Here is a 12,022-nt window from a genome sequence, read left to right as displayed (position 1 = left end):
GCTCCCGAAGCGCGCACTGGCGCAGCAGCGCCCGACGGCCAACCCGGCAGCGGGTCGTACCAGAAAGGAAGACCGCGACGCACGGGCGGCGAAGGCGCACGACGGGGCTGGGGGCGACCGTGCCCGGCGCAGGGATCAAGCCTGACCGCCCGGAGCCGGGCATGGTCGCCCCCAGCCCACAACCGGAAGCACGGATCGAGCCCCGAAGCCGGTCACCCTCGCTCCCAGCCGCCAAGGAGCAACCGTGAGACGCGTAGCGCCCGGCCGGTCAGAGCTCACGGCGGAGCGGGCGGCGGCAGTGGTAGACCAGGGCCGGCGGCAGGTTGGCCCAGACGGTCCGGCCCACGGTCACCTCGTCGAAGACACCGGTCAGCAGCCGATGGAAGCGCCGGGCCGGGCGGGTCGGCAGGGCGTGGCGGTACGCGAAGGTGGTGAAGACCCCGCCGACGTTGAGCGCCCCGACCACCGCGTCGAGGATCGCCCGTTGCCGTCCGGCCGGAAAGGCGGCCCAGGGCAGCCCGCTGACCACCACGTCGGCCGACGCGAGCCGGCGTTCCGCCAGCAGTTTTCCGAGCGCGGCGGCGTCGGCGCGGACCACCTCGACGGCGGGGTGCCGGCGGGCCAGGCCGGTGGCGAACGTCGGGTTGAGTTCGACCGCCAGGTGGTGGCCGCGGCCGGCCAGCCGTCGCTGGATCGCCCGGGTGAACACTCCGGTCCCGGGGCCGAGCTCGACCACCAGGGGATGTCCCGCCCGCGGCACCGCGGCCGTGATGTCCCGGGCCAGTGTCGGCCCGCTGGGCAGCACCGCGCCGGTGGCGAGCGGGTGCCGGGCGAACTGGGTGAGGAAGGTCGGCGCGTCGCTGATCACGCTGGTCGACGCTAGGCGCGGGACGGCGCGGCAACCCTCGTGCCGGCGGCCGGCTTACCGGCCACCTGGAGGAGGCACGGCGGCCGGTGGGAGGGGCGTCGGCGGGACCGCTCCTCCGTATGGTTGGCCAGGTGACGGGTGGGTGGCGCGGCTGGTGGCGGGAGCTGCTGCTCGGGTTGGTCGCAGTCGGACTGGGCCTGGCCAGCAGCTGGATGGCCCGGGCCGGGGTGGTCCGCGAGGAGTGGGCGGCGGTCTTCGCGGTCCTCGCCGGGCTCGCCCTGGTGGCCGTACGGCGGTGGCCCTGGCCGGTGCTGCTCGCGGAGTCGGCGCTGATGGTCGTCGGCGGCGCGGTGACGCTGGCCGGTGGCGGCGTCCCGCAGCTCGCCGGGGCGGTCGCGCTGGGCTACGTCGCGTGCTGGTGCGGCCGGTCGGCGACGGTGGCGGCGTACGCCCTCTACCTCGGGGCGACGCTGGTCGACGTCCTGTACCGGGGGAACGCGGGCGTCCTCTCCGGCGGCACGGGGGTGATCCGCCTGGTCGTCCTGGCCGCGGTCGTCGCCGCGCCGGTGGCGTTCGGCCGGTACCTGCGCGGGGTGCGGCAGGCTGCGGCGGCGGCCGAGGAGCGGGCCCGGGAGGTGGAGGAGCGCCGCGCGGCGGAGACCCGGGCGGCCCGCCTCGCCGAGCGGGCGGGTATCGCCCGGGACCTGCACGACATCGTGGCCCACCACATCGCGGCGATCGCCCTGCGCGCCGGCGCGGCCCGGTACGCCGCGCAGCACACCGGCCGCACCGACGAGGCGGTGTCCGCCTTTGGCGAGCTGCGCGACACGGCCGGGCAGGTGCTGGACGAGCTGCGGGAGCTGCTGGAGGTGCTCCGGGACCCGGAGGCGGTCGAGCCGACCGACCCGCAGGTGGAGCCGGAGCAGCTGATCCGGGACGCGGCCCGGCGGGTCCGCGAGGCGGGAGTGGCGGTCCAGGTGAGCGTGTCGTCCGCGCTGGCCGGGGTGCCGCTGGTGGTGGGGACGACGGCCGCGCGGGTGGTGCAGGAGGCACTGACCAACACCCTCAAGCACGCCGGGCCCGGGGCGATCGCCTCGGTGGACGTCCGGGGCGTCGACGGTGCGCTGCTGCTCGAGGTGCTGGACAGCGGGCCGGTACGGCACCAGCTCGTCGAGCCGGGCCGCGGCCGGCCGGGGCCGGCGCTGCCCGTGTCCGGGTACGGGTTGAGCGGGATGCGGGAGCGGGTCGGTCTGCTCGGTGGCACGCTCACCGCGACGGGCACGGAGGGTGGTGGCTGGCGGGTGCAGGCCCGGCTGCCGATCAGGGAGAACGCATGATCAGGGTGCTCGTGGTCGACGACCAGACGCTCGTCCGGGCCGGGGTCGGCCTGCTGCTGCGGACGGCCGGTGGTTTCGAGGTGGTGGGCGAGGCGGGGAACGGCCACGACGCGGTACGCTTCGCCGAGCGGCTGCGGCCGGACGTGATCCTCATGGATCTGCGGATGCCCCGGATGGACGGCATCGAGGCGACCCGACGGATCCTGGACCGGCAGCCGTCCGCCCGGGTACTGGTGCTGACCACCTTCGCCGACGACGTCAACGTGTACGGGGCGCTCGGCGCGGGCGCGATCGGCTATCTGGTGAAGGACGGCGCCCCGGAGGAACTGATCGACTCGGTACGCCGGGCGGCGCGGGGGGAGACCCTGCTGGCGCCGCCGGTGCTGGCCCGCGTACTGCGTCGGGCGCTCGCCGCCCATGACCGGGACCGGCGGCCGCACCCGGACCCGCGCGTGGCAGGCCTGCGGCTGCTCAGCCCGCGGGAGCGGGAGGTGCTGGCGCTGGTCGGTGCCGGGCTGTCGAACGCGGAGATCGGCGTGCGGCTGCATCTGGGGGTGACCACCGTGAAGACGCACGTGTCGGCTGCCATGGAGAAGCTGGAGCTGCGTAACCGGGTGCAGGCGGCGGTGCTGGCGCATCGGCTCGGCCTGGTCGACGACGACTTCAACCCCCTCCCGGGTGCCTCGGGAAACAGCCCGTAAGGGGGTCGCCGGCCACCTGGAGGATCCGGGCCGGCCGGTGGGAGGACGGCGGGGCCGCCCCGGCGCGGCACGCTGGTTGACGTGACCCTCCTGGATTCCCTGCTGGACCGGCTCGACACCCTGCCGCCGAGTTACGTCCTGCTGGCCGCCGCGGCGGTGCTCGCCGCCGAGGTGGGCCTGCTGGTCGGCCTGGTGCTGCCGGCCGCCACCACCATGCTGACGGTCGGCCTGCTGGCCCGGGCCGGTCGCCTCGACCTGGGCCTCGCGCTCGCCGTCACGACGCTCGCCGCGTTCGCCGGGGACCAGCTCGGCTACCTGGAGGGGCGGCTGCTGGGGCCCCGGCTGCGGCGCGGCCGGCTGGGCCGCTGGGTGGGGGAGCGCCGCTGGCAGCGCGCCGAGACCCTGGTCGCCGCGCGGGGCGGCCCGGCGGTGCTGCTCGGCCGGTGGACGGCGTTCGTCCGTACCCTGGTGCCCCGGGTCGCCGGGGCGGCCGGGCTGCCGTACCGCCGGTTCGTGCTCTTCGACGGCCTGGCGGTGGCGGTCTGGGTGCCGGGGACGGTGCTGCTCGGCTGGGCGGTCGGCGCGGCGCCGTCGGCGCTGCCGGCCGCCGCGGGGGTGCTGGTCGCGGCAGCGGTCGCCGCCGCTGTCGGCCACCGGTTCCGGGTACGCCGGGCGCACCGCCCGGCCGCGCGGGCCTGTTCCGGTCCGGTCCGGGGAGGTCGTCGGCGCGGCGGCCGGCGGGGTGGTTCCCGCCGGCCCGGCGCCGGCCACAGCGCGCCGGCTCGCCGGGGTGCCCTGTTCTGACCGTCGGGCCGGGGTGACCGGTCAGTCGGGTGCGGCGACCAGCTCCACCTCGTACCCCTGCCCGTCCGCCAGGTAGGCGGCGTACGTCCCGGGGCCGCCGGCGTGCGGGTGGCGATCCGGGAAGAGCAGCTCCCACCCGTGCCCGGGTGCGGTCGCGACCAGCCGGTCCACCGCGGCCGGCGGGCCGGCGTGGAAGGCCAGGTGGTTGAGGCCCGGCGCGAGCCGGTCGTGCACCCGTCCGGAGAACGCGGGAGACTCCTCGATCACCAGGTACGTCGGGCCGAGCCGCCAGGAGCAGCCGGCCGGCCAGTCCTGGTACGGCGTCCAGCCCAACTCGCCAAGGAGCCAGCCCCAGCTGTGTCTGGCGGCGGCGAGGTCGGGTACCCAGACCTCCACGTGGTGTAGGGTCCCGGCGGTCAGCGGTCCCCGCCCGGCACCCATAGCACATCTCCGTTCGGATTTGCCGTTCTTGACAGGATAAAGAGCAGATCGGAGAGCCGGTTGAGATACTTTGCCGGGAGCGTGCTGGTCCGGTCCGGATCGTGCGCGATCAGGGCCCAGGCCGCCCGCTCGGCGCGCCGGGCGATGGTCCGTGCCCCGTGCAGCAGCGCGGCGCCAGCGGTGCCACCAGGGAGGATGAAGGAGTCGAGCTTGCTCAGGCGCGCGTTGTACTGGTCGCACCAGCCCTCGAGGCGCTCGACGTACGCCTCGGTTACCCGCAGCGGCGGGTACGCCGGCTCCGGCTCCACGGGGGTCGCCAGGTCCGCCCCGACGTCGAACATGTCGTTCTGGATCGACCCGAGCACCGCCCGCAGTTCGTCGTCGAGCTGCCCGAGGGCGAGCGCGACACCGATCGCGGCGTTGCACTCGTCCACGTCCGCGTACGCGGCGATCCGCGGATCGGTCTTCGGCACCTGCTCGTTGTTGCTCAGCCTGGTCATGCCGGCGTCGCCGGCCTTGGTGTAGATGCGCGTGAGGTGGACGGCCATGACGCACAGCCTACGGATACCGGACCTGACCATCCCGGCGCGGCCAGGACAGGCCGGCTGGCCGGCCGGGGTCGGGCCGGGCGACGCCGGTGACCCGGCGGTCAACGATGTCGACGTCATCCGGGTGCTCGGTGAGGCCCGGCTGGCCGGCACGGTGCACGTCGTCGGTGCGAAGAACTCGGCGCTGAAGCTGATGGCCGCCGCGCTGCTCGCCCCCGGACGCAGCGTGATCACGAACGTCCCCCGGATCACCGACATCGCCATCATGGGGGAGGTGTTGCGCCGGCTGGGTTGCGGCGTCCGGTTCGCCGAGGACGACCCGGTCGACCCGATGGTGGCCCAGGGCGGGGTGGAGCGCTCCCGGTCGGTGGTCATCGACGTGCCGGAGCAGCCCGGCGCGGAGGCCGACTACGACCTGGTCCGCCGGCTGCGCGCGTCGATCTGCGTGCTCGGCCCGCTGCTGGCCCGTCGGGGGTACGTGCGGGTGGCCCACCCCGGCGGGGACGCCATCGGCTCGCGCGGCCTGGACATGCACATCTCCGGGCTTACCCGGATGGGTGCCGACATCTCCGGCGAGCACGGCTTCGTCATCGCCGAGGCCCCGGACGGCCTGCACGGCGCGGACATCGTGCTGGACTTTCCGAGCGTCGGCGCCACCGAGAACTTGGTGATGGCGGCGGTGCTGGCCAGCGGCACCACAACGATCGACAACGCCGCCCGGGAGCCGGAGATCGTCGACATCTGCACCATGCTGACCTGCATGGGCGCCCGGATCGAGGGGGCCGGCAGCTCGAGCCTGCACGTCGTCGGGGTGCCTGAGCTGCAGCCGGTGCGGCATGCCACGGTGGGCGACCGGATCGTCGCCGGTACCTGGGCGTTCGCCGCCGCGATGACCCGCGGGGACGTGACGGTGACCGGCATCGACCCGGCGTTCCTGGAGGTCGCGCTGGACAAGCTGGTCTCGGCCGGCGGCCTGGTGGAGACCCGGGCCGGCGCCTTCCGGGTACGCGTCGACGACCGCCCCGCGGCCGTCGACGTGGTGACCCTGCCGTTCCCAGGGTTCGCCACCGACCTGCTGCCCATGGCGATCGGGCTGGCCGCGGTGAGCGAGGGAGGGTCCCTGATCACCGAGAACATCTTCGACGGCCGGTTCATGTTCGCCAACGAGATGATGCGGCTCGGCGCGGACATCAAGACCGACGGCCACCACGCCCTGGTCTGCGGTCGCGAGCGGCTCTCCGGCGCCCCGGTCCGCGCCACGGACATCCGGGCCGGTGCCGGCCTGATCATCGCCGGGCTCTGCGCCGACGGCGTCACCGAGGTCTCGCATGTGCACCACGTCGACCGCGGCTATCCGGACTTCGTCGCCGACTTGCGGGCGCTCGGCGTGGAGGTGGACCGCGGCACCGCGCCCGAGGAGCCGGATCTCGCCATCTGACGGCTCGCGCGGCGCTCGCTCGGCGGCGCCCGCGAGACCGACCACCTCGCCGCCGGCCCCGCAGACCTTCGTCCGGGAGCCGTGCCTTAGCACTCGTTCAGGCTCGCCGACTAGGGTGCTGGCAGACACTCAATCAGGCGAGGGAGAAGCAGATGGCGGGTCGACTCGCGGTCGTCGGTGCCGGGCTGATGGGCTCGGGCATCGCCCAGGTCGCGGCGCAGGCGGGCTGGCAGGTGACGCTGCGGGACCTGGACGACGCGGCCACCAAGCGGGGCGTCGACGGCATCCGGAAGTCGCTGGAGAAGTTCGCCGAGAAGGGGAAGATCGAGGCGTCCGAGGTCGAGGCCACGCTGGCGCGGATCATCCCGACCACCGATCTGGAGGCGGCGGCCGACGCGGACATCGTGGTCGAGGCGGTCTTCGAGAAGATCGAGATCAAGCACGAGGTGTTCCGCGCGCTGGACAAGATCTGCAAGGCGGACGCGGTGCTGGCCACCAACACCTCGGCCATCCCGGTCACCCAGATCGCCACCGCCACCGAGCGCCCGGAGTCGGTCGTGGGCACCCACTTCTTCTCGCCGGTGCCGATGATGAAGCTCTGCGAGCTGGTCCGCGGCTACAAGACCAGCGACGAGGCCCTGGCGACCGCGAAGGCGTTCGCCGAGGGGGTGGGCAAGACGGTGGTGGTGGTCAACCGGGACATCGCCGGCTTCGTCACCACCCGGCTGATCTGCGCGCTGGCGATGGAGGCGGTCAAGCTGGTCGAGTCCGGCGTGATCTCCGCCGAGGACCTGGACACCGCCTGCAAGCTGGGCTTCGGTCACGCCATGGGCCCGCTGGCCACGGTCGACCTGACCGGGGTGGACGTGCTGCTCAACGCCACGAAGAACATCTACACCGACACCGCGGACGAGAAGTTCTTCCCGCCGGAGCTGCTCCAGCGCATGGCGACCGCCGGCGACCTGGGCCGCAAGACCGGCCAGGGCTTCTACCCGTACTGAGTCGGGCGGATGGCGCCCCCGGCCGAGGCGGCCGGGGGCGTCATGCCGTCCGGGACGGGGCGACACCAGCGGGGCCGGGTGTTGCCGGGCACCAGGCTCAGCCGTCGCGCTTGGTGGTCCATCGGAAGGTGGTCAGGCAGAGGACCAGGCCGATCACGCACCACAGCGCCAGCACCAGGGCGACCCGGCCCAGCTCGAACGAGCCGGCCGGCTCCTGGGCGCCGAAGCTGTCCGGCAGGAAGACGGCGCGCAGCCCCTGGCACATCCACTTGAGCGGGAAGAGCGCCGCGACCTGCTGCATCCAGCCCGGCAGGCCGGTGAAGACGAAGAACACGCCGGAGATGAACTGCAGGATCAGCGCCACGGGGGTGACCACCGCCGAGCCGCTGCGGGCGGTCCGCGCCAGCGACGAGATGGCGATGCCGCACAGGGTGCAGGCGGTGACCCCGAGAGCGGCGACCCAGCCGAAGGTCAGCCACCTGCCCGCCGTGCTGGGCAGGTGCAGATCGAAGAAGACGGCCGAGACGGCGAGCAGCAGCACGGTCTCGGCGACGCCGATCGCCACCACCATGAGCACCTTGCCGGCGAAGTAGACCCATTTCGGCATCGGGGTGCCCCGGTAGCGCTTGAGCACGCCCCGGTCCCGCTCGATGGGGATCCAGATGCCGAGGTTCTGGAAGCTCACCGTCATCAGCCCGGTCGCGATCATGCCGGTGACGAAGTACTGGGTGAACCGCACCCCGGGCGTGATCTCCCAGGTGAAGATCGACGCGAAGATGGCAATCATCACGACCGGGAAGAGCATGGTGAAGACCACGGACTCCCGGCTGCGCAGGAACTGGGTGATCTCCAGCCGGCCCTGCCGCAGCGCCAGGGTGCCCGCACCCAGCCGACGCGCTCCGGGGGCGGCGGCGACCGGGGTCACCGGCTTCGTCGTGGTCGTCATCAGTGTCCGATCATCCGCAGGTAGACGTCTTCCAGGGTCGGCCGGGTCACCGTGAGCCCGGGGACCTCGCCGCCGAAGCGCGCGGCCAGCTCCGCGACCAGCGCCGTCGGCGTCGCGGTCGCCGTGGTCTCCAGCGTTCCCTCCGGGGTACGCCAGGAGACGGTGGTCAGGGCCTCCTGCCGGTTGCCGAGCCGGTTCGGCGGGGCCACCTCGACCACCCGGCCGGCGGCGATCACGCCGACCCGGTCCGCGAGGGCCTCGGCCTCGTCCAGGTAGTGCGTGGTCAGCACGATGGTGGTGCCGGCGGCGGCGAGGTCCCGGATCAGCTCCCAGAACTCGCGCCGGGCCTCCGGGTCGAAGCCGGTGGTGGGCTCGTCCAGGAACAGCAGCTCGGGGCGGCCGATGATGCCCAGCGCCACGTCCAGCCGGCGCTTCTGGCCGCCGGAGAGGGTGTGCGTACGGGCCTTGGCCTTGGCGCCCAGCCCGACCCGTTCGATGACCTTGTCCGGGTCGTCCGCGCCGGGGTAGAAGCCGGCGAAGTGCCGGACCACCTCGGCGACGGTCAGCTCGTCGAACTCGCCGATGCCCTGGAGCACGATGCCGACCCGCGAGCGCCAGGCCGGGTCCGGGTGGGCCGGGTCGACGCCGAGCACCCGTACCTCGCCGGCGTCGCGCTGCCGGTAGCCCTCCAGGATCTCCACGGTGGTGGTCTTGCCGGCGCCGTTCGGGCCGAGCAGGGCGAACACCTCGCCCCGGTGGACGTCCAGGTCCACGCCGGCCACCGCGACGTTGTCGCCGTACGCCTTGCGCAGCCCCCGGACCGAGATCGCCAGCTCGTCTTCCATGACGTCCAGTGTGCGACTCCGGCACACCCACCAGCGGAGCGGGGGGTGGTGGTCTTGGACATGTCGCGCCGCTTGTGCCCGGTGGTCCGCTCCATGGACGTGTGTGGTTTTCCACAGCCCGTTTTACTGAACGGTAACTTAGACTCCGGCCATGGACGAGAAGGCTCCCTCGGGGCGGTTGCCGGAGCGCGACCGGCCCTGGGTGATGCGCACCTACGCCGGGCACTCCTCCGCCGCGGCCACCAACGCGCTCTTCCGCCGCAACCTGGCGAAGGGGCAGACCGGTCTCTCCGTCGCCTTCGACCTGCCCACCCAGACCGGGTACGACCCCGACCACGAGCTCGCCGCCGGTGAGGTGGGCCGGGTGGGCGTGCCCGTGGCGCACCTCGGCGACATGCGGGCCCTCTTCGAGGGCCTCCCGCTGGCCGAGCTGAACACCTCGATGACCATCAACGCGCCGGCCATGTGGCTGCTCGGCCTCTACGGCACGGTCGCCGCCGAGCAGGGCGCGGAGTTGGCCCGCTGCGCCGGCACCACCCAGAACGACATCATCAAGGAGTACCTGTCCCGCGGGACGTACATCTTCCCGCCGGCGGCGTCGCTGCGGCTGACCGCGGACGTCATCGCCTACACGCTGCGTGAGATGCCGAGGTGGAACCCGGTCAACATCTGCTCGTACCACCTGCAGGAGGCCGGGGCGACGCCGGTGCAGGAGGTCGGCTTCGCCCTGGCCACCGCGGTCGCCGTGCTCGACGCGGTGCGCGACGCCGGCCAGGTGCCCGCCGACCGGATGGGCGACGTGGTGCAGCGGATCTCCTTCTTCGTCAACGCCGGGGTGCGCTTCGTCGAGGAGATCGCCAAGATGCGCGCGTTCGGCGCGCTCTGGGACGAGATCACCCGCGACCGGTACGGCGTGGTGAACCCGAAGCAGCGCCGCTTCCGGTACGGCGTCCAGGTCAACTCGCTCGGCCTCACCGAGGCCCAGCCGGAGAACAACGTCCAGCGCATCGTGCTGGAGATGCTCGGCGTCACGCTCTCCCGGGACGCCCGGGCCCGTGCGGTGCAGCTTCCCGCCTGGAACGAGGCGCTCGGCCTGCCCCGCCCGTGGGACCAGCAGTGGTCGCTGCGGATGCAGCAGGTGCTGGCGTACGAGTCGGACCTGCTGGAATACCCAGACCTCTTCGCGGGCTCGCACGTGATGACCGCGCTGGTCGACGACCTCGTCGCCGGCGCCCGGGTCGAACTGGCGAAGGTGCTGGAGATGGGCGGCGTGGTGGCCGCCGTGGAGACCGGCTACCTGAAGAGCGCGCTGGTGGCCTCGCTCGCCGACCGGCGGCGGCGGATGGAGGCCGGCACCGACGTGGTGGTCGGTGTCAACACGTTCACCGAGACCGAGCCGTCGCCGCTGACCGCGGCCGGCGCCGAGGCGGTCGAACAGGTCGATCCCGCCGTCGAGGACGCCGCCGCGACCGCCGTACGCGCATGGCGGGCCGGCCGGGACGCGGCCGCGGCGGCCGCGGCACTGGCCCGGCTGCGGGCGGACGCCGCGACCACGACGAACCTGATGCCGGCGACGCTGGCGTGCGTGCGGGCCGGGGTGACCACCGGCGAGTGGGCCGGCGCGCTGCGCCAGGTCTTCGGCGAGTACCGGGCCCCGACCGGCCTCTCCGGCGCCGCCGGAGCGGGCGGGGACGCGGGGCTGGCGGGGGTCCGCGAGCGGGTCGCCGCGACGGCACGCGAACTGGGCAGCGGCCGGCTGCGGCTGCTGGTCGGCAAGCCCGGCCTGGACGGGCACTCCAACGGCGCCGAGCAGATCGCGGTACGCGCGCGCGACGCCGGCTTCGAGGTGATCTATCAGGGCATCCGGCTGACCGCCGGGCAGATCGTCGCCGCCGCGGTCGAGGAGGACGTGGACCTGGTCGGTCTGTCGGTGCTCTCCGGCTCGCACCTCGCCGCCGTGCCGGCGGTGCTGGACGGGCTGCGCGCTGCCGGGCGGGGCGACCTGCCCGTGGTGGTCGGCGGCATCATCCCCGTCGGCGACGCGGAGGCGCTGCGGGCGGCCGGTGTGGCCCGAGTCTTCACCCCGAAGGATTTCGCGCTGACCGGCATTGTCGACGACCTCGTCACCGTGATCCGCGAGGCCAACGGCCTGAGCTGAGAGAGGTCCCCGGTCAACCCCTTGTGCAGGAAACCCGCCCAGCGCCTGCGCGCCGGTCAGCGGCTCTGGTACGTCATGCAGTCGGCCAGGTCCTTGGCGGGGCCGACGGTGATCGCCGGGGCGTGGCACTCCAGGTCGGAGTTGTGCCGGCAGTCGGCGCGCTGGCAGGCGCCGACCTGGGCGACCGCCTGCTCGACGCCGCCGCGTACCGGCATCTCGATGAAGGTGTGGCAGTGCGCGTGGTCGCTGCTGCCGATCGTGATGGCGAACGCGTGGCAGTCGTTGGTGTGGTTGTAGGCGCAGGACCTGACGGCGCACTCCTGGACCCGGGGCATCTCCACCGCTTCGGCCTCCTCATGCTCTTTTGCCCCGATTTTAGGTGTCTGGCGTTGGTTATTGGTTGCGGTTCGGGGTGTGGCCCGCTGTGCCCGGCCCAGGGCGGTCAGGGCAGGGTGCGTTGATCGACTCCGTGTGCGGTATGTGGTGGTGTCCTGGGTGATGGATACCGCCGTTTGCGGGATTCGGAGTAGATCAACGCAGGATGCCGGCCACCTGGGTTGTGGTGGGTGGTGTCCGGTTTGTGGGTGACGGCCGGCATCACCTGCCTGGAATCTCTGGCGGCCGGGGGTCGTTGAACATGGCTGCACGGCCGAGTAAGGTGCCCCGCGAGCCGGGGTGGCCAGGCCCGGAATGATGGCGGGCCGCCGGTCGTTGTAGATGACTCGCGACCGAGGAAGCCGCCCGGTGTGGTGGGGTGGTCGGGCCCGGAATGTTGGTGGGCCGCCGGTCGTTGGATATGGTCCCGGCGCCGCGAAGAGGCGATCCCCCGTTGCCCCGCGAGCTAGCCGGTCGAAAGACTTTCCCCCTCTTTTGGGCGCCTGACGGTGCTTGCGCACTTGTAGCCGACCCCCCATCGGTGTGTGCGCCAACCCCCG

12 protein-coding genes are annotated in these 12,022 nt (G+C 73.3%); 6 read left to right on the top strand and 6 right to left on the bottom strand.

Going from position 1 to position 12,022, the window contains the following annotated elements; genetic code table 11:
• Nucleotides 1-268: 268 nt before the first annotated feature.
• Nucleotides 269-868, bottom strand: a complete 600-nt coding sequence (locus tag A6A27_RS03625) for a class I SAM-dependent methyltransferase (RefSeq protein WP_073832938.1) — start codon at nucleotides 866-868, stop codon at nucleotides 269-271.
• A gap of 131 nt (nucleotides 869-999) precedes the next feature.
• Here A6A27_RS03625 and A6A27_RS03620 point away from each other — a divergent pair, with 131 nt between their 5' ends.
• The 3 genes from A6A27_RS03620 (at nucleotide 1,000) to A6A27_RS03610 (ending at nucleotide 3,710) form a co-directional block, all read left to right on the top strand.
• The gene (locus A6A27_RS03620) at nucleotides 1,000-2,205 is read left to right on the top strand and encodes a sensor histidine kinase (protein ID WP_073832937.1); all 1,206 of its coding nucleotides are present in this window, start codon (nucleotides 1,000-1,002) and stop codon (nucleotides 2,203-2,205) included.
• A complete protein-coding gene (locus tag A6A27_RS03615) occupies nucleotides 2,202-2,906 on the top strand; it encodes a response regulator (protein WP_073832936.1) in 705 nt (234 codons plus the stop codon). The genes A6A27_RS03620 and A6A27_RS03615 overlap by 4 nt, the downstream gene beginning before the upstream one ends.
• A gap of 81 nt (nucleotides 2,907-2,987) precedes the next feature.
• The gene (locus A6A27_RS03610) at nucleotides 2,988-3,710 is read left to right on the top strand and encodes a DedA family protein (RefSeq protein WP_073832935.1); all 723 of its coding nucleotides are present in this window, start codon (nucleotides 2,988-2,990) and stop codon (nucleotides 3,708-3,710) included.
• Between the two features lie 21 nt (nucleotides 3,711-3,731).
• Here the strand turns inward: A6A27_RS03610 and A6A27_RS03605 are convergent, their stop codons facing one another.
• Together A6A27_RS03605 and A6A27_RS03600 are read right to left on the bottom strand one after the other, a co-directional pair.
• Nucleotides 3,732-4,151 (bottom strand): VOC family protein, encoded by a 420-nt coding sequence (locus tag A6A27_RS03605; protein WP_073832934.1) that lies wholly within the window; start codon nucleotides 4,149-4,151, stop codon nucleotides 3,732-3,734.
• Nucleotides 4,127-4,699 (bottom strand): cob(I)yrinic acid a,c-diamide adenosyltransferase, encoded by a 573-nt coding sequence (locus A6A27_RS03600; RefSeq protein WP_073832933.1) that lies wholly within the window; start codon nucleotides 4,697-4,699, stop codon nucleotides 4,127-4,129. Before A6A27_RS03600 ends, A6A27_RS03605 begins: the two co-directional genes overlap by 25 nt.
• Between A6A27_RS03600 and murA the strand changes: the two genes are divergently transcribed.
• Nucleotides 4,698-6,137, top strand: coding sequence for a UDP-N-acetylglucosamine 1-carboxyvinyltransferase (murA, locus tag A6A27_RS03595; RefSeq protein ID WP_073832932.1), 1,440 nt, complete (start codon nucleotides 4,698-4,700; stop codon nucleotides 6,135-6,137). The two genes, A6A27_RS03600 and murA, sit on opposite strands and share 2 nt — an antisense overlap.
• A 152-nt stretch (nucleotides 6,138-6,289) precedes the next feature.
• Complete coding sequence (locus tag A6A27_RS03590) at nucleotides 6,290-7,138, top strand: 3-hydroxyacyl-CoA dehydrogenase family protein (RefSeq protein ID WP_073832931.1); 849 nt, start codon at nucleotides 6,290-6,292, stop codon at nucleotides 7,136-7,138.
• A 97-nt stretch (nucleotides 7,139-7,235) separates the two neighbouring features.
• On the opposite strand, the gene A6A27_RS03585 is transcribed toward A6A27_RS03590, so the two are convergent.
• Nucleotides 7,236-8,084, bottom strand: coding sequence for an ABC transporter permease (locus A6A27_RS03585; RefSeq protein ID WP_073832930.1), 849 nt, complete (start codon nucleotides 8,082-8,084; stop codon nucleotides 7,236-7,238).
• Nucleotides 8,084-8,929, bottom strand: a complete 846-nt coding sequence (locus tag A6A27_RS03580; protein WP_073832929.1) for an ABC transporter ATP-binding protein — start codon at nucleotides 8,927-8,929, stop codon at nucleotides 8,084-8,086. Before A6A27_RS03580 ends, A6A27_RS03585 begins: the two co-directional genes overlap by 1 nt.
• A gap of 151 nt (nucleotides 8,930-9,080) precedes the next feature.
• On the opposite strand from A6A27_RS03580, the gene A6A27_RS03575 reads away from it, so the two are divergent.
• The gene (locus A6A27_RS03575) at nucleotides 9,081-11,087 is read left to right on the top strand and encodes a protein meaA (RefSeq protein WP_073832928.1); all 2,007 of its coding nucleotides are present in this window, start codon (nucleotides 9,081-9,083) and stop codon (nucleotides 11,085-11,087) included.
• Nucleotides 11,088-11,143: 56 nt separating this feature from the next.
• On the opposite strand, the gene A6A27_RS03570 is transcribed toward A6A27_RS03575, so the two are convergent.
• Nucleotides 11,144-11,422: a DUF1540 domain-containing protein gene (locus A6A27_RS03570; RefSeq protein ID WP_073832939.1), complete on the bottom strand. Its 279-nt coding sequence runs from the start codon at nucleotides 11,420-11,422 to the stop codon at nucleotides 11,144-11,146.
• Nucleotides 11,423-12,022: the final 600 nt, after the last annotated feature.

Source organism: Micromonospora sp. CB01531 (assembly GCF_001905095.1).
Classification (GTDB): domain Bacteria; phylum Actinomycetota; class Actinomycetes; order Mycobacteriales; family Micromonosporaceae; genus Micromonospora.
The sequence above is the reverse complement of the archived record's forward strand: the minus strand, read 5'-3'. Positions and strand labels throughout refer to the sequence as shown.